Genomic DNA, 22,603 nt, shown 5'->3' with positions numbered 1-22,603 from the left:
GCACTCGATCTTCGCACGATGATCGGCGGCACCCGGGGCGCCCACGTCGGCGTCGCCGGGCCCACCGCCCTGCTGGTCGAGAAGGTCGACAACCCCACCCCGCGCGTGTCCGTGGCGGCCGGGTCGGTGTGGCTGCCGGACGACGTGGCCGTGTCCCACACGGGCGCCGTGCACCTCGCCAACCTGGACGCCTCCGTGCAGCTCCAGTGCTCCACCCCCAAGCCTGGTGAGGCCGCCCGCCAGGACCTCGTCGTCGCCTTCGCCGACCCCGACAGCGCCCCGGCCGGTCCCCAGCTGGCCGACATCCGCACCACCGCGGACCGCTACATGCAGTCCGTCTCCTTCGCCGCCGACGGAACCCCGTACGCACCCGCCACCCCGGCGGCCGCGGGCACGCAGGTAACCAAGGAAGGTGCGCGTGGCTGGTCCATCGCGGTGCTCGCCGAGTCCACCCCGGGCGCGAAGGACTGGCCCGTGCCGTCCAACTGCATCCGCCTGGCTCTGGTGAACATCGCCCAGACCGGTATCACCGGGATCGAGGACGTCCGGTTCGTCGCCGCCGGGCAGCTCGACACCACCCCGCTGCGCCAGGTCCGGACCGGGGGCGCTCAGGGCGTTGCCCAGGCCGCCGCCGGAGCCCCGGCCGGCTCCCTGGTCTACGACTCAGCGACCACTGCTCTGCACAAGGTCACGGGCCCAGGCACCACCGCCCCGCTCGTGCCTGGGGCGGTCCAGCTGGACGCCTCGTACCAGGCCGGGGACGGGGCGTGGGGCAACGAGGGCTGGCACCAGTTCACGGCCCCGGCCGCCCCGTACCCGCGCCTGGTCACCGTCTCCTTCGAAGTCACCTACCGGGGTGAGTTCGGCGAAGGCTGGATCACGCCCGTCGTCGTGGGACACGGCGAGCGCCGCCAGGCCGGGCGCCCGCAGTACACCCGCGCGGGCGACAGCCACGACGCCAGAGGATGCGCCACCGTCAAGGTCCCGGCCGGCACCCCGCTCAACGTCTTTACCACCTGCGCCCCGGGCAACACGATGAGCAACAACATCAAGTTCACCGCCGCGTGGACCTCCTACGCCGAGGCCATCGTCACGGTGGCGGCCTGATGGCGGACGACTACCGGGTGATCCTCTCCGAGTTCAAGGGCGGCCGGCTGCTCGCCGAGCTGCCCGTCTCCGGGCTCAGCTACCGCTCCATCCTCAACGCCCCCGGCTCCGCCACCTTCACCGTGCCGCTCGCCGCAGAACCCCTCGCCGGGCTGGACTGGTCGCTGATCTCGCCGTGGCGGATCACCGCCCACGTCCAGCGCGGCAGCCGCGTGCTGTGGGGCGGCCCGCTGCTCTCGTGGTCCGTCGACCTGTCCGCCGAGACGATGACGCTCGACTGCGTCGGCCTGTGGGAGTACTACCGCAGGAACATGATCAATCTCGGGTACTCCACCGGCACCACGCCGCGCGAACAGACCACCATCGCACGCGAGTTGATCCAGCAGTTCGCCGACTCCCCCTCGCCCGTCTCCCCCGGCCAGAACGGCTACTGGGGCAGCAACGGTCCCGGCGCACTGACCTTCGGCCCCGACCTGGACACGATGAAGCGCGAGCGTACATACATGTGGTTCGAGTGGAAGTCCGTCGGTGAGGCCGTCGAACAGCTCGGCGCGGTGATCCGCGGGTTTGACTTCCGGATCGATCACGACTGGGACGTGGACGCCCGCGTGATCCGCAATCGGATGCGATGGCTTTACCCAGCCGGCGGCGAGGACACCGGCATCGTGCTGGAGCACGGCACCAACTGCACCGTCACCACCGTCACGTCGGACGGCGACCGGATGTGCACCGAGACCGGCGTCAACGGCGCGGGCGAAGGCTGGTCGCAGCTCAAATCCTGGTGGTACAACGGCCAGTTGGAGACCGAGGACGGCCGCCGCATCCCGCGCCTGGCCGCCGTCGAGACCAACAACTCCGTCGTCCGGGTCGAGACCCTGACCGCTCAGGCCGAGCGCATGACCGCCGTCGGCGCGTTCCCCATCATCGTCCCCGAGGTCACCCTCCACCCCGGCGGCGAGTACTCCGCCGCCGAGCTGCGCGTCGGCCACAAGATCCGCGTGCGCGCCCGCACCGCCCGCTGGCCCGGCATCGACGCCGAGTACGTCATCCAGGAGATCAACACCAAGGTCTCCCGCAGTGGCGAGGAGACCACCCTCGCGCTCGTCCCGACGACCGTCTTCGAGCGCGTGGACGACTGGGTGAAGGGCGAGCTCGCCGAATGACCGTCTACGGCCGCCCAACCCTGGCGGACGAGTTCCGCGGAATCGACACCCGCCTGTCCAGCATGGAACGCACCGCCAGCGCGCTCGGCGCGGTCCTGCCGATGACGCCCTACCGGCCCGGCCTGGACGTCGCCACCGCCTGGCGCGCCGCCGCCACCATCCCCACCGCCGGCATCGCCCACCCGGTCATCCGCCTGGACTGCCGCGTCTCCGCCAAGCAGGGAGCCAACGTCTGGCTGAGGCTCTTCGACGTCGACAAGGCCCACGCGGTCACCGCGGAGTGGCAGTACACCGGCGGCGCGCTCAACAACGGCTGGGTCAGGTTGGACTGGGCCGTGCCCACCGGAGGCGGTCAGCCCGGCGAGTGGCAGCGACTCCTCCTCCAGGCCAAGACCGACGTGACCGGAGGCGGCACCGTCGACCCCGGCGTGGCCATGGCCCTCCCGTTCAACCAGGCCCCTGCCGCCACCGAGGCCGGCACCTGGACCCCCGTGCCCCTCCCGCCCGGCTACGCCTGACCTCTATCTCCCCAAGCACCTACGCGATCGCGTATGTGGTCACGCCAGAGCACTTACGAAATTTCGTAGGTGCTCTGGCGTGCCCGAAAGGATTCCTGATCTCTCTCGAAGCGTTCATAACTGAGGCCACCAAGTGGGCTGACCAGAACTACCAGGGCGGCCTCTCCCCGAACGGCAAGTGCTACGACACCCCCTTCGGCCGTTGGTACGGGCTGAACCACGAGCCGTACTGCGACATGTTCGTCAGCTGGTGTGCCGACAAGCGCGGCGAAGGTGCAGTCGTCGGCAAGTTCGCTTACTGCCCCTCGCACGTCCAGTTCTTCCGCAACAAGGGCCAGTGGTACGGCCGGGACGCCGCCTTCAAGCGCGGCGACATCATCTTCTTCACCTGGGACGGCGGCCCCACCGCCGACCACGTGGGCATCGTCCTGGAGGACTCCGCTCCCGGGCAGCAGGTCAAGACCGTCGAGGGCAACACCGCCCGCACCGATGGCGCGGGCCAGGGCTCCGGCGGCTGCGTCGTGCGTAAGGCCCGCCCCCGGTCCGTCGTGCTCGGCGTCGGCCGACCCGCCTTCACCACGAGCGGCACCAGCACCCCGTCGACCGGCAGGGCCGTCACCATCAACGGCCTGGCGTACGGCCCCGGTGCGCGCGGCGAGCACATCACCGCCATGGGCCGAGCCCTCCTCCGCGCGGGCTGCTCCCGCTACACCGAGGGCCCCGGCCCGGTGTGGGGCAGCGCGGACACCGAGAGCTTCCGCGCCTACCAGCTCCGCATCGGCGACACCGCCGACACGGACGGCATCCCCGGCCCCAAGCAGCTCGCCCGCCTCCTCGCGGAGTTCGGCGACGCCCCCGCGCCGCAGCCGCCGGCCACCCACACCATGACCATCCGCCGGGGCATGACCCTGCGCGGCATCGCTGTGGCCCTGGGCACCACCGTGGCCGGGCTGCTCTCGCTCAACCCCCAGATCAGCGACCCGGACAGGATCGCCGAGGGCCAGCAGATCACCGTCCCCACCGCGTCTGCGACGGCATCGCCGAGCGAGGCACCGGCTCCGGAAGCGACCGAGACGCCCGCTCCGGCCGAGCCCGAGCAGCCCGCTCCAAATCCGGACCCGCTGCCGACCCCGGTCACCGGTGCGACCATCCACACCGTCGTGGCAGGAGACACCCTGTCCGCCGTGGCCACCCGCTACGGCGTCTCCCTGGACGCCGTGGTCAACGCCAACCCCCAGATCGCCGATCCGGACCGGATCGAGGTCGGCCAGGTCATCAGCCTGCCGACCGCCACCGCCGGAGCCAGCGCCACGCCGGTCCACACCGTCGTGCCCGGCGACACCCTGTGGGACATCGCCGCGAGCCGCCGCGTCACCTTGGAGGCCCTGGTCGCCGCCAACACCACCACGGTGGCGAACCCAGACCTGATCTTCCCCGGCCAGGGGATCGTGATCCCGGACGGCTCCGCCCCCGTCCCGCGCCCGGCCCCGAAGTCCGCGGCCCCGGTGGCCTCTGAGCCGAAGCCGAAGATCCGGCCAGCCGCCGTGGGGATTCCGGTCACCAAGAGCAGCGGCTACTCGAACGACCTCACCGGATGGATCGAGAAGGCTCGGGACATCCTCCGGGCCAACGGCGATCTCGTCCCGTCCGCTGCTGCGATCGAGCACCGAGCCATGGTCGAGTCCGGCGGCAACCCGAAGGCCGAGAACCATTGGGACTCCAACGAAGCGCTCTACGGAGGCACGTACGGCCTCCTCCAGTGCATACGGCCGACCTTCGACGCCTACTCGCTGCCCGGCCACCGCGACATCATCAACCCCGTGGACTCGATCATCGCCGGGGTCCGCTACGCGAACGCGACCTACGGCTCGTTCGAGTCGATCGCCTGGAACAGCGGGGGGTACTGATGGCCAACGAGGACGAGCGCCTGGGCGGCGTGGTCATCGGCCCCCGCGAGATCTACGACACCCTGGTCGAGGTCCGGGAGGACGTCCGCTCGCTGGCCCAGAGCAGCGATGCGGTCGACCAGACACTCCGTGACCACGAAGACCGCGTCCGCGCGCTGGAGCGCTGGCGCTACGGCGTCGTGGCGTCCGGCCTCGCCGGCGGAACCGCACTGATCACCGACGTCGTCGCGCGCTTGAAGGGCTGACCACCATCGAAGACCTGAAGTCCTGGATCACGGAGAACCCCGTGAAGGCGCGGTCGGCCCTCGTCGCCGCGCTGACGGCACTGGGCACCGTCGTGCCGAGGCTCGCGGGCATCGAGACCAACGAAGCCGTCATCGGCCTGCTGCTGACCATTGCCACGATGGCCGCCGGCCACTCCGCGGGTAAGCGCGTTGTCACCCACGAGACCGACGCCGCCAACACCGAGGCTGCCCGCGTCCAAGCGCTTGCCCAGTGCTGCACGTGCCCCCACGCTGACCAGACGGCCGTCCCACCGCAGAGCGACGGGATGAAGAGCAAGCGGTGAACCTGGCCCCGGCCTGCCTTCGGGCGGGTCGGGGCCTTTCGTCGTTCCCGAGGCCGGCGTGGTGGAATGGGGGCGGAGCGTCATTGGTTACACAACGCTCCGACGCAAGCGAATGTGGTGGACCGACTGTCCACCAAGAGGAGGACCCGACCCGATGGCCCTGAGACGGCCCGTGCAGGACTGGCGCGACGTTCCTGGTGCACAGGAGCTGATGGACAAGGCGCTGCCCCTGACCATCTCTGCCAAGGAGACGCGAGAGTTCGGCCCCGTCGCGGACGTGGTGCTCCAGGCCATGCTGATCCTCACCACGTCGGAAGGGTTGCCCGACCTCCGGCGCAGCGGAGGAAGGATGAAGGGGTGGATGGCCGATCTCCTGGATGCCGTCGGCCTAGCCCCGCCGCCCCTGTGCACGGCGGAGGAGCGCAAGCGGGTCACCAAGGAGCGACAGAGCCTCGCGCAGTCAATCCGGGAAGCCCTGTCCCCGGTCCGGGTTGCCTACATCCAGCAGCTTGACCACCGCCCTGACGAGCGGAACCGGCTCTTTCCGGGTCTCTCGTCCGCCGACGAAATCTTCGCCCACTTCAAGATCATCCCCAAGGCTCAGAGCGAGATCCGCGCGGAGACTTACCAGCGGCGAACAGAACTTCAGCGGATCGGCGCGGCCGTGCTCGCATCCGACGGAGAGGCCTCGTCGGCCCGCAGCCCCGAGGTAGTCAGCGCTGTTCACCGCGCCATCGCGGCCTTGACCCCGAGGTCCTTCGAAGGGCTTGACCCGCAGACCCGTGACCAGCTTCGCCAGGAACTCGCCGAGACCCGCGCGGCGCTGCTCGTGCTGGAGAACGCGCTGAGCTGACACCCGTACCCCCCAGAGGCCCCGCCTTCCCGATCTTGGGAGGGCGGGGCCTCTTCGCGTTCCGGTGCTGTTCGGGTGGTTGTTAACCGGTGCGGCTTAACGGTTGCGAGGAGGCGACCGTGAAGAACATTGCACTGATCGGCCGGGCGAGATCCGGCAAGGACACGACGGCCGGGGTCCTGGCCGAGTACGGGTACGTGCGGCTCGCGCTGGCAGACCCGCTCAAGCACATGGCGTACGACATCGACCCGGTGGTGGGCACCGAGCTGATGGGCGTGGACGCGCCGGCCCTGGTGCACCTGGCAGACGCGGTGGATCGGCACGGCTGGGAGGAGGTCAAGGACAGGTTCCCGGAGGCCCGCAGGCTCTTGCAGCGGCTCGGCACCGAGGGCATCCGCCACCACGTGGACCCAAACTTCTGGATCAACCAGTGCCGCCGTGCCGCCGCCGCCTCGCAGGGGCCGGTCGTGGTCACCGACGTACGCTTCGTCAACGAGGTGGCCGGCCTGCGGCAGGCGGGGTTCACGGTCTGGTTCATCGACCGGTGCGGGGCCGATGGCGACCACCCCAGCGAACAGCTCGGACCCGAGCACGCCGACCTCATCGTGGCGAACACCAGCACCCTGGCCGCCTTCCACGCCCGAGTCCGCGAAGCCCTGGAGGCCCAATGACACTGCGCGAGCGCTTCGACGCGATCGACCGCACCGCAACCGCGATCGAGAACGTCGTCTTCATCTACACCCCCGTGCCGGACCTGCTGACTGCGGACGAGCGCGAGGCCGACGAACAGGCCGCGCACGCCCGCGTCGAGGCGGAGGTGCCCGGCTTCTCGGAAACCCTGCCACTGTTCCGATAACTGTCGCCCGATGGCTCAGAAGCTGCTATTTTGGACGCTGTCGGATTTATCTGGCAGCGGCAAGAAAAGCTCTTTGAGCATTGGTACATAGACGCTATTCGAGCGGAAGTTATATAACTTCCGCTGCGCATTGCTTAACTCTATGAGTTGACCCATAGTGCTTCATTGCAATATGGGCAGAGTTGATGTCGACTAGGCGGCTGACCTGCTCAAATGGATGGATCGTCAGCATGTTGACACGCTGGCGCGCCAGCATGCTGGCCCGCCGGGCGAGGACAAGACACTTCGATGTCTTTTTCATGGTACCCATTACCTTGTCATGGCCTCTGAGCTGGCTCAATACGTGGCCGAACAAGTGTGATTTGGAATAGGGCCTGACGGGTCGTAGGCTGCCGTCAAGCGGAACGGGCCACCCCCGTGCAATGGGAGTGGCCCGCGAGTTCCGTGCGGACTGGCATCCACAGAATGGAACACCTCATCATGTCACAGCCTCCGCCCGCTTCCCCCTCGCGCGGTGACCGCCCGATCACCTGGAAGGACGCCGCCGTGTACGGCCACGGGGCCCTGGTCGCCGCATCACTGCACCACCAGCTCGGCTGGCCGATGGAAACCGCCATGACGGTCGGCATGACGGGCCCGATGCTGTGGTCCATGCTCCGGCGGCGATAGATCCATCCGACCATGGGTGAAGTAAGTAAGTAACCATCAGCCCCGGCTGTCTTCGAGACGGTCGGGGCTTTTGCATGCCCCGCAACAGAGAGGACTACATGTCCGAAGGCGTCCGCACTGTCCACCAGCGGGGTTCCCGCTACTACGTCCACCCGGAGTCGGGCGACCTCGCGCCGTCGGTGACGTCCATCTTGAACATGGAGGCGAAGCCCTTCTTGCAGGACTGGTCGGCCGGCATGGCAGCCGAGTGCGCGGTGACCGACCTTGAGGTGGTCCAGCGCATCGCCGCCCGCGACCGCCAGGCCGCCGTGGACTTCCTGAAGTTCGCGGCGAAGAGGTACACCAAGGTCCGCGCCGACGTGGGCAGCTTGGTCCACGACTACTTCGAGCTGCGGCTACGCGGCGAGGAGGTGCCTTATCCGCACCACGACGTCGAGCCGTACGTCCCGCACATCGAGGCGTGGCTCGACCGCTACCAGCCCGAGCTGCTGCACGCCGAAGACGTCGCCTGGTCGCGGGAGCACGAGTACGCGGGCAGCTTCGACTTCCTCGTCCGCATCAACGGCAAGACGATCCTGGGCGACCTGAAGACCAGCAAGAGCGTGTACACCTCGGTCGCCTCGCAGCTCGCGGCCTACGCCCACGCGGACGATCTGATCACCGTGGACCGCAAGATCCAGGTGTTCCCGAAGGTGGACGCCGGGGCGGTGCTGCACATCACCCCGCAGAGGGCGGAGTTCCGCCCGGTGAAGATCGACCGGCCGATCTTCGACCGGTTCCTGACCCTGCGCCGCCGCTTCGCCGACGACCGGGCCTCGGACGCCGGGATCATCGGCCGCGTCGCCTGGTCCAACGAGGCCGGCCGTCAGACCGGGACCGCCCGCCGCGCTGCCTGACCAGGGCTTGTTAACCGCCCCGGCTCAACACCAGTGAACCCGGCGGGCCGCCCGGCCCGCCGTCCGGCCCGCCGTCCCCAAGAGAACAGAGAGACCTTGAGCAACGCACTCGACAACATCTTCGCCAGCGACCCCGACCTGGCCGAGCGTGCGGAACGCGCCGAAGCCAACGCCCGCCCGGACGTGGCCGGAACCTTCCGGGCCTACGAGCCCGACCCGGCCGGCGGCTTCCCCCGGGCCCTGCACAAGTGGCGCGTCACCAGCGCGATACCGGCCACCGCGGAGGCGGTGGCGGAGCTGCTGGGCGGCACGCCGCACGAACTGGAGACCGAGGCCGAGGACGCCATCGCGGTGGACACCGACACCGACCGCGTCGAGGTCGTCATCGACGGCCCGGAGGCGATCGAGTTCGACATGAAGCACTGGGTCAACGGCAAGCTCGCCCACCATTGCGACACCCGCGCCTTCCTCAGCCCGCCGGAGGACGCGGGCGTGCCCTGCCGCTGCCCCCGCACCATCGCGGAGCTGCGGGCACGGGCGAAGGACGAGCGGGGCCCCAAGCCGGACATCCGCATCAGCTTCAAGCTGGCGCACGACCCGGACCTGGGCGTCTTCCGCTACAAGTCGTCCGGCTGGACCCTGATCAGCGAGCTGCCCGCGCTGAAGAACGCGCTGGCCAAGGTCGGTGGCCCGGCCCTGGTCCACCTGATCAATGAGCGCGTGCAGTACACGAGCAAGGCGGGCCGGGACGTGGACTACCAGAAGCTCACGGCCAAGGTCATCAAGGCGTACGAGCTGGCGATCACCGACACCCCGGCTTCGGCCGTCGAGGAGGAGCCGCCGTTCTAACCGGCGCTCCAGCCACCAGCAGCACACCAGCGGGACCGGTCCTTCGGGGCCGGTCCCGCTTTGCATACCCCGGAGAGAGAACCCCGTGCACACCCCGACCATCGCCGAGCCGATCCCGGCACGCCTGATCAACCCCCTGGCCGGCACCGACCGGGCGCAGGAGATCATGCGCTCCGCCTTCCGTGAGCCGCCGCGCCCGCCATCGGCCGGCACCCGCAACTCGCAGGCCAAGCTCACCGAGCGCAAGGTCTACGCCATCCGCCGCTCCGCCGACCTGGGCGCCGGCCTGTCCGCGCTCGCGGAGGCGTTCAACATCTCCGAACGCGCCTGCCGCCACATCGCCCGCCGGACCTCCTGGGCCCATCTCCCGGAGAGGGACTGAGCGTTGACCGACCCCTTCACTCCGCTGTGGAAGGTCCCGCCCGAGCAGCGCCGGGCCTTCCTGCACGCCCGAGCACGGGTGCTCGCCGCCGAAGGCGCGTCCCCGCGCCGTCTGCTGCGGGCCTCGGACGCCGCGCACACCGCGGACTTCCGCGAGCCGCGCCAAGGGGAGGGCGACACATGACCTACCGCATCGGGCTGGGCATCGCCCCGGCCCTCGGCGACCTTCGCCTCGCCGGTCCCAGGGACACCCTGCTCTTCCTGCACGACGCCCGCGCCCGCCCGGACTTCGCCCGTTACTGGGAGGCCGCGGCGGTCGCCGTGTTCCGAGGTGCGGCCGTGACGGTGGTGACCGCGTAGTGGCCAACCGCAACAAGGCGAAAGGCACCGGGTGGGAGACCGCGGTCGCCGACTACCTGAACGAACAGCTCGGCCAGTACCGCGAGTTCTGGACGGACGGCGACCGCGCCGTCCGCTGGAAGGACCCCCTGGACCCGGACAACGTCCGCCGCCAGGTGCAGGAGGGCGTCAACGACATCGGCGACCTCGGGGTGCGCCCCTTCGCCGGGGAATGCAAGGCCGAGAAGTCGTACGACCTCGCCGCCTACGTCCGCCAGGCCGAGGCCGAGGCGAGGAACGCCGGCATGCCCTTCGGGGTCGCGTACGTGAAGAAGCCCCGGGCACGAACCGAGGAGGGGTACGCCATCACCTCGATCCGCACCCACGCGGCGATCGTCAAGGCCCTGCGGGAGGCCGGTTACTAGCGCATAGCGAGACAGTCAGCCTGTGGACCTGCCATGGCGACGAGTCCATACACGGGAGCTGACCACTCGATGAGGCACCCCAGCGGCTAGCGAGTTGATTTGCCTGGGTCTTTCCCGCTCAGGGTTCCGTCCGGGTTCATCTCGTCGGTCGGGGTCTTGTCGCCCGGGTTCTCCCCGAGCGGGTTGCTGTCGCTCGGCTCCTGCCCGTCTGAAGGCGCGCTCGGGATGCTGCCCGGGTTCATCTCGTCGGTCGGGGTCTTGTCGCCCGGGTTCTTCCCGAGCGGGTTGCTGTCGCTCGGCTCCTGCCCGTCTGAAGGCACGACTTCGCCTTGCCGATGGACATGTGACTGCCTGTACAGGTCGGCTGCCGACGTGGTAGCGGCATAGGCGCTGGCACTGCCTGCGGCTAGGGCAGTCGTCGTAGCCAAGGCAGTGGTAATCAGGCGTGTAACGATCTTCATGTCTTAACTAACGAGTGAAGTTGAGCCTCGTCACCTGGCAGCTTTGCTGACTGGAAGTCGAGGCTCGTCCTAGGAAAGGAGAGGGCCGTGCGGATGCAGGAGATCCTGGACCGCCTGGAGGAGTGGCGGGACTACCAGCCCGGTGAGTGGGTCGCCCGCTGCCCGGCCCACGACGACGGGAAGCCGTCGCTGTGGATCAACCTGAAGACGTCCGGCATGGTGGGCCTGGCCTGCCGAGCCGGGTGCGCCTTCGAGGACATCGTCGCCGGGATGGACCTGCTGCCCCGGCACCTGTTCAACGTGGACGCCGAGGGCCTGGTCGTCGTCGCCGAAGCCCGCCCGGAGCCCGTCTCCCCGTACCTGACGGCGGCGCTGCGGGTGTGGCTGGACAGCTTGCCAACCGGTGACGACGCGGCCCCGGCCGTGAGCTACGCGCAGAAACGATTCGGCTTGACGGCGGCCGAGCAGGACCGGCTGGGCCTGCGCTGGTGGCCGGGCCCGCAGCCCTGCCCCGAGTGGGTCCCGACCTCGTTTGTCCGGCATCCCCGTCTCGTCGTGCCGATGGCCGACTTCGCGGGAGTGGCCAGGGGCGCGCAGGGCCGGGACCTCTCGGGGCGCTGCCCCGGCCGGTGGATCTCGCTCGCCAACCCGGACGGCTTCGAGTGGCAGCGCTACGGGGTGTTCCCCGGACCGGACCCCGACGCGCCGTGGGTGGTCGCCGAGGGCCTGTCGGACCCGCTGGCGGTCGTCGCCGACGGATACAACGCGGTGGGTGTGCGCGGGGCCGCGCTGCTCAACAACGACCCCGCCACGCTGGACGTCCTCGCCGCCGGACTGGCGGGGCGCGACGTGCGGGTATGCGGCGACAACGACCGCTCCGGGCGGGAGTTCAGCCGCACCATCCTCGGTGCCCTCCACCAACGGGATTTGCAAGCCCGGCAGTTGACCCTCCCCGAGGGCTTCACAGACTACGCAGTATGGAGAGAGAACCGATGACGGCCTACGCCATCGACAGCCTGACCACGCCCTACGAGCCGGACCGGCCCGCGCTGACGCTGCCCCCGGCCGAAGCGGTCGCGGCCTACCGCGAGGCGGCATCCCGCTACGGGGCGAGCGACATCGTCAACGCCCACGCCCTCGTGCAGTTCATGAAGGGCGGCATCCGCTACGCCGACGGCGTCGGCTTCCATGTGTGGAGCGGGACACACTGGGTGCGCAACGAGGTGCTGGTGCGCCAGGCCGCCCACGACCTCGGGGCCGCGATGGTCGAGACGCTGGCCCGAGAGAAGGCGGTCATCCGCGAGGCTCTGACACTGAAACTCGCGGGCGACGCGCTGGAGGCCGAGTACGAGAAGCAGATCTCGGCCCTGCCCCTGGCGAAGGCCGCGAAGGGTTTCACGATGGCGAGAAGGATCGACGACCTGATCCGCGAACTCGCCTCGGTGCGCGGAGTGCACGTGAGCGTGGACGACTTCGACAACAGGCCGCACCTGCTCTCGTTCGCCAACGGGACAGTGGACCTGGCAAGTGGAATCATGCGCCCGCACGACCCGGCGGACATGCTGACCAAGTCGCTGCCCTGGAACTACAACCGGCTGGCGAAGGCCAAGCGGTGGCGTCGCTTCCTCACGGAGGTGTTCCCCACCGAGCCGTCGATGGTCGACTACATCCGCCGGCTGTGCGGGTACGGCATCACCGGGTCCACCGCGGAGCAGGCGTTCGCCGTTCTGATCGGCACCGGGGCCAACGGCAAGTCCGTGTTCCTGGACACCCTCAGCCATGTCTTCGGTGACCTGTCGGAGACCACGCGATTCGAGACGTTCGAGGACCGGGGCAGCTCCATCCCCGCTGACCTGGCCGCGCTGCGCGGGGCCCGGATGGTGATGGCCTCGGAGGGCGAGGCCGGCAAGCCGATGTCGGAGTCCGTGCTGAAGCGGGCGACCGGATCGGACCGGCTGACCGCGCGCTTCATGCGGGAGAACTTCTTCACCTACCAGCCGACCTTCCTGCTGTGGCTGGCCTCCAACCACACGCCCAGCTTCCGGTCGCAGGACGAAGGGCTGTGGAGGCGCGTGAAGTTGATCCGCTTCGACCGGTACTTCAAGCCGGAGGAGCGGGACCACTCGATCTTCGCCACGCTGCGCGAGGAAGCCGAGGGGATCGCCGCGTGGGCCGTCGCGGGCGCGGTCGAGTGGTACGCCGAGGGCTTGAAGGAGCCCGACTGCATCAAGACGGCGACCAGCGCGTTCAAGGAGAACTCGGACGCCCTGGCGGAGTTCCTGACGGACGTCCTGGTGAAGACCGGCGACGACGCTCAGTACGTCCCGGCTCAGGACGCCTACAACGCGTACCGCGACTGGTGCGAGGCGCAGGGAGAGAAGGCGTGGACCCGCCGCGGATTCGTCTCCGCCCTGGACGAGCGCGGTATCCGTCAGCACCGCATGAACAAGGGCCGGATGCTGCTCGGCGTGCGCTTCGCCGCCGAGACCGCTGCCGCCGGCCCCGGGATCTTCCATACCACCGACGAGGAATGAGCACATGCGGGTACACCCGTACCGGCTGGCCGGAGAGCCAGTCGAGATCAAGGTCGCCGAGAACGGTGACGACCTGCGGGAGTTCCGCACCTGGTGGACCGCCCACGCCAACGCGGGCACGCTGATCGGCTTCGACACCGAGACCACCGGCCTGGCCTGGACCGACCGAATACGGCTCGCCCAGTTCGGCGACACCCACACCGCGTGGGTCATCCCTGTCGAACTCGGCGACGCCTTCCGCGAGGCCACGATCGAGGCCCTGGCGAAGCTGCCGAACCTGGTCGCGCACAACCTGGCGTTCGACGCGCTCAAGGTCGACACCGAGCTGGGCATCCGGCTCGAAGACCTCTACCCCCGCGCCCAGGACTCCCGGGTGGCCGCCCATCTCCTCGACAGCCGCCACGACTACGAGGGCGGCGTCGGTCTGTCCCTCAAACCGCTGTCCGCTTGGTACGTCGACCCCCAGGCGCCCGATACACAGGGCGACTTGACCAGGGTGTTCAACGGGCTCGGTCTGACCAAGGAGACCGGCTGGGCCGGCATCAGCCTCTCGCATCCCGTCTACGAGCTGTACGCCGGTCTCGACGCCTTGCTCGTCGCCCGGCTACTGCCGAAGCTGCTGCACCGGTACAAGGCCGAGGGCCTGCGCTCGGCCCTGCTGCCGTACGAACACCGGCTCGCTCTGATCTGCGCCAAGATCCAGCGCAGGGGGATGCTGATCGACCCGGCCTACACCAAGGGCCTGGTGGGCCGCCTCGCGGACGAGAAGAAGCTCTTCTCCGATGTGGCGGCCCGCTTCGGCGTGGATTCGGTGAACAGCCCCGACCAGGTGGCCGGCGCGTTGCTCGGCATGGGCGAGCGGCTGATCGAGAAGACCGACAGCGGCGCGCTGTCGGTGGCCAAGGAGGTGCTGCTGCCGCTGGCGGACCTGGACCAGGACTGGCAGCGGCTCGGTATGCGCGAGCCCAACGTGCTCGCCGACGCCGTGCTGAGGGCGAAGCGCGCCGGGAAGTGGTCCACCAGTTACGCCGAGGCGATGCTGAACAACCGCGACGCCTTCGATCGCATCCACCCGAAGATCAATCCGCTGGGGGCGCAGACCGGCCGGGCCTCTCACTCCGACCCCGCCATGGCCCAACTCCCTTCCCACGGCTGGGAGGTACGCCGCTGCGTGGTCGCCGAGAGCGGGCACGCGTACTTCTCGGTCGACCAGCAGGCCGTCGAACTGCGGGTGCTGGCCGCGCTGTCGGGCGAATCGCGGATGGTCCGGGCCATCGCCGAAGGCCACGACCTGCACGGCTACGCCGCCAAGCTCATGTTCGGCGAGGACTACACCAAGGCCCAGCGCACCCTTGCCAAGATCGCCGGACTTGGGACCGCATACCAGGGTGGGGCGGCGACGCTGGCCAAGCAGACGGGTCAGCCGGTCGAGGTCATGCGGGACACGCTCCAGCGCTACGGCCGGGCCTTCCCCGGGATCAAGCGGTGGGCCCGCAAGATGCAGCGAGTTGCCCTCGCCGAGCGCTGCACGATGACCACGGTCGTCGGCCGGCGGCTGCACCTGGACCGCGACAAGCTGTACAAGTCCGTCGCCTACGCCTGCCAGTCCACGGCCCGGGACACGATGGGCCAGGCGCTGATCACGATGGACGACCAGGGCCTGACTCCGTACCTGACCATGTGGGTGCACGACGAGGTGGTGGGCACGGCTCCGAAGAGGGAGACCGCGGACGTCGCCCAGGCGTGCGCGGACGCGATGAAGATGAACCTCCTCGGCGTCCCACTGGATACCGACGCCGAGGTCTACGGGCCGAGCTGGGCGGACGGCTACGGCCTGCCGAAGGAGTGGGCCTATGCAGCGTGAAGTACGCATTCCCGAGAGCGAGTTCACCCAGTTCTGCGAGGTCTGCGACGACGAGCAGCCGTTGGTCCGGTTCGGTCGGCGCAAGCGAACACCGAACGGCCGGGCGAACATCTGCCGCGCCTGCGTGAAGGTCGCGAACAACAATGCGAACAAGGACCCGCAGGTGGTCCGCAAGAGGCGGGACTCCCGCCTGCGCAGGCTGTACGGCATCACCCTGGACGAGTACGAGCGAATGGGCCGCGCGCAGCGCTGGCGCTGCGCGATCTGCGGGCGGAAGGCAGCCCTGGGGGACCGCCTGGTGGTGGACCACGACCACGACAAGCCGAAGGGGCAGGCGGTCAGACGGCTGCTGTGCCGAGGCGAGAACTCCGCGCTCGGCCACTTCGGCGACTCCTCGACCCGGCTCGACAAAGGGGCTGCGTATCTTCGCGCGTACAGCAAGTGAGGCCTCAGTCACATTTTGCCTTCACTTTGCGTAAACGCCGCTGGTTATTGGTTTAACCAGGACTCTTGACCTAGACCAGAAGTCCCGAGAGTGGCGTTGTTCGTGTCGGGCTCGCCACGTACCGTCATCACGCCAAATGTGTGCATTCCGTGAAGCTATGGAGCGGGAAGTGTCTACAAAGAAGTGGGCTGCTCTTGTCGGCGCCCGCCGACTCCTGGGCCGGCTGACCCGGGTCCGTCGGCAGGTCGCCGCGATCGCAAGCCCTTGCTTCGAGCGGGAGTTGCGGTCCGCACTCGGCCTCTCGATCGCCATAGGAGTGCGGCTGCGAGTGCTGTTCCACGCGGCCGATCCGCGCGAGGTCTCCCGGCTCGAACTCCGGGCCCTGGCGGAGCTGCACGTCCACAGGGTCGTAAGCCCCGAACCGGCTCGTGCCCGCTTCGAGCGGGCCCTGCACCTACTGCTCGACAGCTGCATGGCGCTGCTCACGCGCCACGTCGCCATCGCCTCCGCTTCGGGTTTCCGCCGAAGCGGACGCGGAATCTGATGTCGACCTGACCTAGCGCCAGGTCGCTCCAGGCCCCTGCCCTTCGGTTGATCCGGAGTTCGACAGGGGCCTTTTCCATGCCCTGACGCGGTCGGCACTGCCGACTGCGGGCCTCGCCCTGCCCTGACGTGTCGCCTTCGCCGGTCCGCGATGCGCGACGCCTGGGTCATTGTTCTGCACATGCCAAGGAACCTCCATGCCTTCCTCCTGCATCACCCCCGCCCTGATCACCCAGGCCCAGACCCCCAAGCCGCTGACCGCCCTGACCGGCATGGGCAAGCTCGACCGGGGACGGGTCGCAACGGAGGAGATCCTGAACGGACTTGAGGGCATCGCCCTGTCCGTCTCCCGCAAGCGCGCCCAGCAGATGGAGGGCGACAGCCGCCAGGCCGCTCAGGACATCGCCCAGGAGATGCGCCTGTCGTTCTGGCGCGCCATCCACGCCTGGGACGTCGACGCCGACAACCGTGCCGAGTTCACCAGCTACGCGTACCAGCGGGCCAAGCTGGACGGCCTGGCAGCAGCCACCCGCGAGATCGCCCCCGTCGCATCCCGTGATGCCGCAGGAGCCTTCATGGGTGCTCTCATGCGCTCCGCGGGCGACTTCGAGGCGGCCAAGGACGAACTGGTCAACCACCCGGTCACCAAGCGCCGTTTCTCTGCCGAGCAGGCCGACCTCGCCGCCGCGGCCTTCACCCGGCCCCTGCCTCTGGACAGCGTCCCGGAGAACACGCTCGACGCCTCCACCGCGCAGGACCCGGACCACCTGGTCGAATACACCCCGCTCGGCAGCACTCCCCGCTCGGCCCGCCTGCGTGTGGCCGTCAAGGACGGCCGGCCGGTGGTCGCCGCAGCGACCACCGCGGGCTGGTGCACCGACCTCCAGCCCTCCCTGGCCCTCAACCCGATCGCCATCTCGCGGGACGCCGTGCGCTGCAAGGGTGTTCGCGTCACCGGCAGCAAGCGCGGCAAGCACGCCAGCGGAGCGATCATCGACCGGGCCGCGGACGCAGAGACGACCGCCCGCTTCACCAGCGCCGCCAAGGTCAAGGCCGACCAGATGCTGGCTGCCATGTCCCCGACCGAGGCCGCCATCGCCCGCGCAGCGTTCGGCTTCGACGGCGAGCCCCCGATGCTCACCGACGACGGCCGGCTCGACGCCACCGCGATAGCCGAAGCACTCGGCAAGACCCCCGGCACCGTCAAGGCCACCTGGTCGCGCGCCCGCAAGAAGCTCCGCGGTGCCGCGTGAGGAGCGCTGTTAACCGCCCCGGCTCAACCGTTCCGAACCCCCACGGAAGGAAGCGGACCCCGCGATGAAGAGCCCAGTCGGAACCTACGAGCTGCGCAGCGGCGCGACCCTGCGCGTCTACGCCGACCACTGCGACGGCGACGGCTACTGCCTGGAGATCACGCGGGGCGACCGAACCGTCCGCTACGACGGCGGGCACTCCGCCCGCGAAGTCCAGGCGTTTCTGGGCCTGTTCACCTGAGAGACACGGCGACCCGCACCGAGGCCCGGGGTTGCCAGAAGCAAGCCTTCGACGCCCGGGTGAGCGCCGTCCCGTGCATCGCCAAAAACCTGACCACCACCGGAGGAAACACCGATGACGACCGCACCTGAGCAGTTCACCGTCCACCTGGACGAGCAGCGTTTCTCCTGCAAGTACGACGGGCCCCGCGACTACGCCCGCACTCACGTGGACGGCGAGGGGGACATCGGCCTCCTGGTCCACTGCGGACAGACCGCCGCCTCTATCTACCTGAGCCCCGAGACCGCCGAATCCCTGGGCGAAACCCTGACCCAGGTCGCCGCCCACTCCCGCGCCACCGTCCAGGAGATCGAGCGCGTGCGCCGTGAGGAGGCTGAGGCCGCCCTGCGCCTCGGGGAGATGGAGGCCGCCCGCCAGGCCGAGCAGGCCCGCCAGGCCGGTCAGCCCTACCTCACGGCCGGCGGCTCCACCTCGCCCAGCGCCGTCCCGCAGCCGGTCCTCGCCGACCTGCTCACCGCCCCCCAGTCGGCTGTCGCCGGCCATCCGCCTGCCCCGCAGCCGTCGACCTTCGCGGACGTGATGCTCCCGCAGAACGGCACCGTGGACCGCGAGCGCGCGTTCCTGCGTGCTTCCGAACTGCTCGGCCCGGACGCTGGGGTGGCCGCGCGCATCGCGATGGCGAACTACCTGCTCCAAGGCGGACAGTCGTGACCCTTCCCGTGATCCACGCAATCGTCCACCAGGCCGCCCGCGCCTACGAAGCCCGCACCCCCGCAGGCGTGGGCGTCATCGTCATCGAGACCGAGCACTCCTCGCCCGGCCAGCTCACCCGATCGATCGTCCCCATCCCAAAGCCCGTCGCCCTCGGCCTCGCCACCGACATAGAGAACATCGGATGGTGAGCCCCACCTGACCCACCACGAAGGCCCCCGGCCAGCACTGTGCGAACAGTGCTGGCCGGGGGCCATTTCTGCGTTTCAAGCCATCTACCCGACCTGCTGATCGTGTTCCTGTGACGACTGCCATCCCCGCGGCTCTTTCCATACAATGACGACACGATCAGGTGTCACTCGCTGGCCGGTATAGGAAGCCTTTTTGATAAAGACCCTCTCAATGGCGAGCCGAATGAGTTGCCCACGATAGTTGTCCGATGAGGATTCCCAGAGCTTCGCACACCGTTCAGGGTCGGTCAGGATGGAGATATCTCCGAGCGGTTGAGCCACGCTTTCCCAAATCTCCTGTGCAGCCGCCACATCCTCCATGGCAGCCCTGCGAAGCTTGGCGAACGTGAATTCTCCGTCGCGGCCCGGGTAGGCTCCGGCAGCATTCAATCGATCGAGCCTGGCAACGGCCTCCTCCGCGATCTTAATTTGGGCCCGCGCATCGGCCTCCGCGGCAGTCTCGTCCGGCTGCGAAAGCGCGACCCATCCCTCAGAGACCGCGAGCATGGTGGGATCGGTCGGATCGTTCGCGGCAAGCCTTGCCTTCCAAGCCGCAAGAACTACCTTCAACACCCCCACGCGCGTTGTGCTGCAAGGCTTGGCGCAGACGAGACCGCTTGATGCCTTAACGCATTTGAAGGATTTCCCTTTGGAGCTTGCGCGGTGGCCCTTCTTGGGATCGACGCCACCTCCATGGCACCACATGATCCCAGCCAGGGGGTGTCGGCTCAGCTCCTCGCCGTCGACACGAGAAGCCGCCTCGACCGCTGCAACGAGCCCAGGGATTGCGGATCGAGAAGCGGCGATCCTGCGGTGCGCGTTCCACGTTTCTTCTGGAATCCCATCAAATCCCTTGGCGAAGACGCGAACCTTCTTGCCCTTGGAGTTCAGGTAAAGCTGCGGCCTTCCCCTAACCGAAACCGTCTGCCATCCAAGATAAACAGGGTTTCGCAGAATCTTCCCCACAGTCGGCTCGCGCCAGGGGCCACCCCGATAAGCAGGGATCTCGTCGAGGTTCAAACCCTCCACAATTTTTGCGCGAGATCGCCCTGCCGCCGCTTCCTCGTGAATGCGCTCAATATATGGCCACCGCCTGCCGGCCTTGAGCTTGCCTTTCTTCGTGCGCTTGAGGCCGTCTGGGGCGGTCCCGAGCCACTTCCCCTCGTCGCGCTGCGTCGACTTTGTGTCCTTGACTTTCTGCGAGAGCTTCCGGCTGTACTCACGGTCGTTCTCGGCGTCACTGATGATCCGAACGCGATCCTCAGGGATTTCAGTGTCAAGCCTGTTCAGGTCGAAGACCAGACGCTTGCCAGGACTGTCAAGGATCTTCAACACATCCCCGGCACCTTTTCGACTGTACCGCGAGGTGTCATATGCCCAAAGGCAGTCCGTTTCACCCTCAAGCAGGGCATGAACTGCTGCATCAAAATTTGGGCGCTTGACCCCCGCCCTATAGGCCGACAGGTTCTCCCGCCAGACCTGGCGCACGGTGTAGCCGTTGCGCTTCGCCCAGGCCCGGCCTCTCACCTCCTGAGACTTCAGCGAGAGGATCTCCTGAGTAGCAACGCCTGTGACGACCTGCGACTTCCGAAGCAGCAGGTCGACAAGCTTGGCTTCCTGGTCCGCCATACCTCTACCTTCCGGTGTGCGGAGCGAACCCGCACCCCGGAGGTGCACGATTGGTTACGCGTCCTAGGTGTCGTAGCCGTCCACGAAGTCGTGCACCACGAACTGCAGGCGCTTCTTGGTCGGGGCGGCGATGTCGACCTGGTAGCCCTCCTCGCGCAACCGCTGGTACGGGTAGAACACCTCCAACGACTCGGCGGCGTCCCCGGTGACGAGCAGGATCTTCGATGTCATCGCCGACATCCCTCCACGTGATCGAACCTCGGTCCTGGTGCGGGCCCGGGCGCGGTGGCCGCCGCACCCGGGCCCGCACCAACCTCCCGTACCGGCCGCGCCGTTGGCAACAGGGCGCACCAGGCGTACGGCGGCGCACCACCCGGCGCGCGCGCCGGCCGCAAGCCGTGCGCGCCGGGGCGGGGGTAGGTGGGGCGGTGGGTGCGGTGCCCGGCTGTGGGGAGGTTGCGGGCGAGGCCTAGACTCTCGTGCTGCCTGCCCACCGACCGTCCACGACCCGTCCACCGGCCGTCCACCGGCCGCGGCCGGAACCGCCCCGGAGGAGCTCATGACCGATCGCACGACCTACCTCGTTCTCCCCGGGTACCAGAGTTCGGGCCCGGAGCACTGGCAGACCCGTTGGGAGGCCGCCGACCCGGAGGCCTTCCGCCGGGTCGAGCAGGCCGACTGGGACCACCCGGACCGGGCGGACTGGGTGGCGCGGGTGGACGCGGCGGTGGCCGCGGCCGCCGCCGACGGGCCGGTGGTGCTGGTGGCGCACAGCCTGGGCTGCGTCACCGCCGCCGACTGGGCGGCCGGTGCGGCCGCCGAGCGGACCGCCGCCGTGCGGGGCGCGCTGCTGGTCGCCCCCGCCGACGTGGACAACGCCGACGTGCCGGAGGTGTCGGGCTTCCGGCCGGTGAGGCTGGAGCGCCTCCCGTTCCCGACCGTCGTGGTCTCCTCCACCGACGACCCGTGGATCACCCCGGAGCGGGCCCGGGAGTTCGCCCGGGCCTGGGGCTCCCGTTACGTCGAGCCGGGCGCGTACGGGCACCTCAACGCGGACTCCGGGCTGGGCGACTGGCCGGAGGGCCGGAAACTCCTCATGGAGCTGTGAGCACATGACCGGGGGGACGATGGACGAGTGGACCGAACGGTACCGGCGCCGCCGGTCGCCGCGGGCCAGGCGGCTGCTGGCCCGACTGCTGCTCGCCGCGGGGGCGGCGGCCGTCCTGCTGTACACCGAGGGCCAGTGGGAGAGCCGCTCGGGCGGACTGATGCTGGTCGCCGACCTGCTGAACCGGCCGGAGCTGATGCTCGGCGGCGCGCTCGGCGCGCTGATCGCGGCCGCCTGGCTGAGCGACCGCCGCACCGCCGTACGGGCCGCCACCCGGGCGGTCACGGTGACCGCCGGGGTGGTGTTCCTGCTCGGCGTGCTGGCCGCGCACAAGGTGTCGGCGGCCGAGAGCCGCAGCCGGGAGGACGCGCCGGCCGGTGCGGAGCGCTCGCTGGTGGTGGTGCACCGCTCGTACGGCTCCGGGCCGCAGGCCGGTGAGCACTGGCAGGTGCTGCTGGAGAGCGGGCAGGGCTGGTCGGCCCGGCGCTGGCTGCTGGCGGACGTCGGCGGCGGCCCGGACGACGCCCGGCTGGTGACGGCGAGTTGGACGGGGCGCACCCGGATCACCGTGGTCACCGACTCCTACCGGCGGGTGTTCAACCTCGACCAGGACACCGGCGAGCCGGTCGAGGCGCGGTAGCGCCGACTTCGGCGGGAGGTGTCAGCGCAGCCCGAAGGCGTGGGCGGTGAGCGCCAGCAGGGCCGCGTTGCCCGCCGCGCCGAGCGCGGTGGCGGACAGGAAGCGGGCCGCCGTGCCGTCCGGGAACGGGTTGGCGGCCATCGCGAGCAGGAACCCCGGCATCGTCCACACCACCGCCGTCCACTGCCGGACGGCGTTGGCCGCGCTCACCCCGCCGCGCAGTTCGCGGGCGGCGGCGACGGCGATCACCAGGTAACCGGCCAGGTAGCCGATCGAGGGCCAGAGGACGGCGGGGACGCCGAGGAAGCTGTGCGGCATGGCGCCCATCGTCCGCCGACGGGCCGGGGGGGCGCGGGGCCGCGCGGGGGGGACGACGGGGGGCGCGGGGGCGGCGGGGGCGGCGCGCCGCGGCC

30 protein-coding genes and 1 pseudogene are annotated in these 22,603 nt (G+C 69.3%); 27 read left to right on the top strand and 4 right to left on the bottom strand.

Annotation, left to right across the window (positions count from 1 at the left end; all coding sequences use genetic code 11):
- Positions 1-18: 18 nt before the first annotated feature.
- The 16 genes from ACFWXO_RS19255 (at position 19) to ACFWXO_RS19180 (ending at position 10,531) form a co-directional block, all read left to right on the top strand.
- Complete coding sequence (locus ACFWXO_RS19255; RefSeq protein ID WP_380525060.1) at positions 19-1,107, top strand: hypothetical protein; 1,089 nt, start codon at positions 19-21, stop codon at positions 1,105-1,107.
- Entirely contained in the window at positions 1,107-2,270 is a 1,164-nt protein-coding gene (locus ACFWXO_RS19250; RefSeq protein ID WP_380525059.1) for a hypothetical protein, read from the top strand. Before ACFWXO_RS19255 ends, ACFWXO_RS19250 begins: the two co-directional genes overlap by 1 nt.
- Positions 2,267-2,788 carry a hypothetical protein gene (locus tag ACFWXO_RS19245; RefSeq protein ID WP_380525058.1) on the top strand — a complete coding sequence of 174 codons (522 nt, stop codon included), beginning with the start codon at positions 2,267-2,269 and terminating at the stop codon, positions 2,786-2,788. Before ACFWXO_RS19250 ends, ACFWXO_RS19245 begins: the two co-directional genes overlap by 4 nt.
- Positions 2,789-2,823: 35 nt before the next feature.
- Positions 2,824-4,695 (top strand): LysM peptidoglycan-binding domain-containing protein, encoded by a 1,872-nt coding sequence (locus tag ACFWXO_RS19240; protein ID WP_380525057.1) that lies wholly within the window; start codon positions 2,824-2,826, stop codon positions 4,693-4,695.
- A complete protein-coding gene (locus tag ACFWXO_RS19235) occupies positions 4,695-4,940 on the top strand; it encodes a hypothetical protein (RefSeq protein ID WP_380525056.1) in 246 nt (81 codons plus the stop codon). Before ACFWXO_RS19240 ends, ACFWXO_RS19235 begins: the two co-directional genes overlap by 1 nt.
- Positions 4,941-4,981: 41 nt before the next feature.
- Positions 4,982-5,263: a hypothetical protein gene (locus ACFWXO_RS19230; protein ID WP_380525055.1), complete on the top strand. Its 282-nt coding sequence runs from the start codon at positions 4,982-4,984 to the stop codon at positions 5,261-5,263.
- A gap of 211 nt (positions 5,264-5,474) precedes the next feature.
- Entirely contained in the window at positions 5,475-6,116 is a 642-nt protein-coding gene (locus ACFWXO_RS19225; RefSeq protein ID WP_380525054.1) for a hypothetical protein, read from the top strand.
- A 119-nt stretch (positions 6,117-6,235) separates the two neighbouring features.
- Complete coding sequence (locus ACFWXO_RS19220) at positions 6,236-6,787, top strand: hypothetical protein (RefSeq protein WP_380525052.1); 552 nt, start codon at positions 6,236-6,238, stop codon at positions 6,785-6,787.
- Positions 6,784-6,972, top strand: coding sequence for a hypothetical protein (locus ACFWXO_RS19215; RefSeq protein WP_380525051.1), 189 nt, complete (start codon positions 6,784-6,786; stop codon positions 6,970-6,972). Before ACFWXO_RS19220 ends, ACFWXO_RS19215 begins: the two co-directional genes overlap by 4 nt.
- Before the next feature lie 480 nt (positions 6,973-7,452).
- Positions 7,453-7,641, top strand: coding sequence for a hypothetical protein (locus ACFWXO_RS19210; RefSeq protein WP_380525050.1), 189 nt, complete (start codon positions 7,453-7,455; stop codon positions 7,639-7,641).
- Positions 7,642-7,715: 74 nt separating this feature from the next.
- Positions 7,716-8,537, top strand: coding sequence for a hypothetical protein (locus ACFWXO_RS19205; RefSeq protein WP_380525049.1), 822 nt, complete (start codon positions 7,716-7,718; stop codon positions 8,535-8,537).
- Positions 8,538-8,633: 96 nt separating this feature from the next.
- Positions 8,634-9,386 (top strand): hypothetical protein, encoded by a 753-nt coding sequence (locus ACFWXO_RS19200; RefSeq protein WP_380525048.1) that lies wholly within the window; start codon positions 8,634-8,636, stop codon positions 9,384-9,386.
- 85 nt (positions 9,387-9,471) lie between these two features.
- Positions 9,472-9,768: a hypothetical protein gene (locus ACFWXO_RS19195; protein ID WP_380525047.1), complete on the top strand. Its 297-nt coding sequence runs from the start codon at positions 9,472-9,474 to the stop codon at positions 9,766-9,768.
- A 3-nt stretch (positions 9,769-9,771) separates the two neighbouring features.
- Positions 9,772-9,951 (top strand): hypothetical protein, encoded by a 180-nt coding sequence (locus ACFWXO_RS19190; RefSeq protein WP_380525046.1) that lies wholly within the window; start codon positions 9,772-9,774, stop codon positions 9,949-9,951.
- Positions 9,948-10,127: a hypothetical protein gene (locus tag ACFWXO_RS19185; RefSeq protein WP_380525045.1), complete on the top strand. Its 180-nt coding sequence runs from the start codon at positions 9,948-9,950 to the stop codon at positions 10,125-10,127. Before ACFWXO_RS19190 ends, ACFWXO_RS19185 begins: the two co-directional genes overlap by 4 nt.
- Positions 10,127-10,531, top strand: coding sequence for a hypothetical protein (locus ACFWXO_RS19180; protein ID WP_380525043.1), 405 nt, complete (start codon positions 10,127-10,129; stop codon positions 10,529-10,531). Before ACFWXO_RS19185 ends, ACFWXO_RS19180 begins: the two co-directional genes overlap by 1 nt.
- Before the next feature lie 86 nt (positions 10,532-10,617).
- Here ACFWXO_RS19180 and ACFWXO_RS19175 read toward each other — a convergent pair whose 3' ends face one another.
- Positions 10,618-10,992, bottom strand: a complete 375-nt coding sequence (locus tag ACFWXO_RS19175; RefSeq protein ID WP_380525041.1) for a hypothetical protein — start codon at positions 10,990-10,992, stop codon at positions 10,618-10,620.
- A gap of 87 nt (positions 10,993-11,079) precedes the next feature.
- On the opposite strand from ACFWXO_RS19175, the gene ACFWXO_RS19170 reads away from it, so the two are divergent.
- The 9 genes from ACFWXO_RS19170 (at position 11,080) to ACFWXO_RS19130 (ending at position 18,774) form a co-directional block, all read left to right on the top strand.
- Entirely contained in the window at positions 11,080-11,988 is a 909-nt protein-coding gene (locus ACFWXO_RS19170; RefSeq protein ID WP_380525040.1) for a hypothetical protein, read from the top strand.
- Positions 11,970-13,526, top strand: a complete 1,557-nt coding sequence (locus tag ACFWXO_RS19165) for a phage/plasmid primase, P4 family (protein ID WP_380525039.1) — start codon at positions 11,970-11,972, stop codon at positions 13,524-13,526. Before ACFWXO_RS19170 ends, ACFWXO_RS19165 begins: the two co-directional genes overlap by 19 nt.
- Before the next feature lie 4 nt (positions 13,527-13,530).
- Positions 13,531-15,390, top strand: a complete 1,860-nt coding sequence (locus tag ACFWXO_RS19160; RefSeq protein ID WP_380525038.1) for a DNA polymerase — start codon at positions 13,531-13,533, stop codon at positions 15,388-15,390.
- Complete coding sequence (locus ACFWXO_RS19155; protein ID WP_380525037.1) at positions 15,380-15,835, top strand: endonuclease domain-containing protein; 456 nt, start codon at positions 15,380-15,382, stop codon at positions 15,833-15,835. Before ACFWXO_RS19160 ends, ACFWXO_RS19155 begins: the two co-directional genes overlap by 11 nt.
- A 169-nt stretch (positions 15,836-16,004) precedes the next feature.
- Positions 16,005-16,379, top strand: coding sequence for a hypothetical protein (locus ACFWXO_RS19150; protein WP_380525036.1), 375 nt, complete (start codon positions 16,005-16,007; stop codon positions 16,377-16,379).
- A 196-nt stretch (positions 16,380-16,575) separates the two neighbouring features.
- Entirely contained in the window at positions 16,576-17,631 is a 1,056-nt protein-coding gene (locus ACFWXO_RS19145) for a hypothetical protein (protein WP_380525035.1), read from the top strand.
- A 64-nt stretch (positions 17,632-17,695) separates the two neighbouring features.
- Positions 17,696-17,872, top strand: coding sequence for a hypothetical protein (locus tag ACFWXO_RS19140; protein ID WP_380525034.1), 177 nt, complete (start codon positions 17,696-17,698; stop codon positions 17,870-17,872).
- A gap of 114 nt (positions 17,873-17,986) precedes the next feature.
- The gene (locus ACFWXO_RS19135) at positions 17,987-18,583 is read left to right on the top strand and encodes a hypothetical protein (RefSeq protein WP_380525033.1); all 597 of its coding nucleotides are present in this window, start codon (positions 17,987-17,989) and stop codon (positions 18,581-18,583) included.
- On the top strand, positions 18,580-18,774 hold the full coding sequence (locus ACFWXO_RS19130; RefSeq protein ID WP_380525032.1) for a hypothetical protein: 195 nt from the start codon (positions 18,580-18,582) through the stop codon (positions 18,772-18,774). The genes ACFWXO_RS19135 and ACFWXO_RS19130 overlap by 4 nt, the downstream gene beginning before the upstream one ends.
- 84 nt (positions 18,775-18,858) lie before the next feature.
- Here ACFWXO_RS19130 and ACFWXO_RS19125 read toward each other — a convergent pair whose 3' ends face one another.
- Together ACFWXO_RS19125 and ACFWXO_RS19120 are read right to left on the bottom strand one after the other, a co-directional pair.
- Entirely contained in the window at positions 18,859-20,442 is a 1,584-nt protein-coding gene (locus ACFWXO_RS19125) for a recombinase family protein (protein WP_380525031.1), read from the bottom strand.
- A 66-nt stretch (positions 20,443-20,508) separates the two neighbouring features.
- Positions 20,509-20,673 (bottom strand): annotated as a pseudogene (locus ACFWXO_RS19120) (DJ-1/PfpI family protein); the annotation flags it as partial.
- 328 nt (positions 20,674-21,001) lie between these two features.
- Between ACFWXO_RS19120 and ACFWXO_RS19115 the strand changes: the two are divergent.
- Complete coding sequence (locus ACFWXO_RS19115; protein ID WP_380525030.1) at positions 21,002-21,550, top strand: RBBP9/YdeN family alpha/beta hydrolase; 549 nt, start codon at positions 21,002-21,004, stop codon at positions 21,548-21,550.
- 4 nt (positions 21,551-21,554) lie between these two features.
- Positions 21,555-22,190 (top strand): hypothetical protein, encoded by a 636-nt coding sequence (locus tag ACFWXO_RS19110; RefSeq protein WP_380525029.1) that lies wholly within the window; start codon positions 21,555-21,557, stop codon positions 22,188-22,190.
- 21 nt (positions 22,191-22,211) lie between these two features.
- On the opposite strand, the gene ACFWXO_RS19105 is transcribed toward ACFWXO_RS19110, so the two are convergent.
- Positions 22,212-22,508, bottom strand: coding sequence for a hypothetical protein (locus ACFWXO_RS19105; RefSeq protein WP_380525028.1), 297 nt, complete (start codon positions 22,506-22,508; stop codon positions 22,212-22,214).
- Positions 22,509-22,603: the final 95 nt, after the last annotated feature.

Origin of the sequence: Kitasatospora sp. NPDC059088 (assembly GCF_042738155.1) — a bacterium.
In the GTDB taxonomy this organism is placed as follows: domain Bacteria; phylum Actinomycetota; class Actinomycetes; order Streptomycetales; family Streptomycetaceae; genus Kitasatospora.
This window is presented reverse-complemented; position numbering and strand designations above follow the sequence as displayed.